The sequence below is a fragment of the Bartonella sp. AA83SXKL genome (genome assembly GCF_042196965.1).
In the GTDB taxonomy this organism is placed as follows: domain Bacteria; phylum Pseudomonadota; class Alphaproteobacteria; order Rhizobiales; family Rhizobiaceae; genus Bartonella.
Genome location: NZ_JBHIRG010000321.1, coordinates 1 through 570, shown reverse-complemented (window position 1 = coordinate 570; position 570 = coordinate 1). Strand labels below are relative to the sequence as shown.

Below are 570 nucleotides of genomic sequence, written 5' to 3'. Positions count from 1 at the left end.
CAAAGGGCAAGAAAAGGAAGATCAAACGGGAAAAGTGGTAATGAACCTGCTGAAATGAAACCATCAGACCAAAGCAAAAGAGCAACAAATGCAAAACACATCAAGAAAATCCAGTGCAACTGTATCTGCAAACGACGTGTTGATAAAACAGATTCCACCGCACGCGCCCATTTCCAAGAAATAATCAAGAGAATGCGTTCAAAAATACGGGGTCCGTTTAAGTGACGAAAAAAAGGTGCTCCATCATCACAGGATAAAAAATAACGATACCCGACAACATAAAGCAATGCACCTCCTAATAAAGCCACAAAACTCATCATTAATGGAGTATTAAACCCATGCCAAACAGCCAAACTATAAGGAACTGTCATTGATCCTAAAACAGAAACAACTGCATTATCCAAAATAGGCCCGATTGTTAAATGAGGCATAATACCAACCGCTAAACAAACAAATACCAAAAGTTCCATTGGAAGACGCATAAAATGCGGTGGTTCGTGTGGAGTTTTTGGTAAATTGACAGGTTTTGGTCCTAAAAAGACACCATGAATAAAACGTATAGAATAGGTA

1 pseudogene is annotated in these 570 nt (G+C 38.8%); it reads right to left on the bottom strand.

Annotation, left to right across the window (positions count from 1 at the left end):
• A pseudogene (locus tag ACFINO_RS11390) lies at window positions 1–570 on the bottom strand (monovalent cation/H+ antiporter subunit A); the annotation flags it as partial.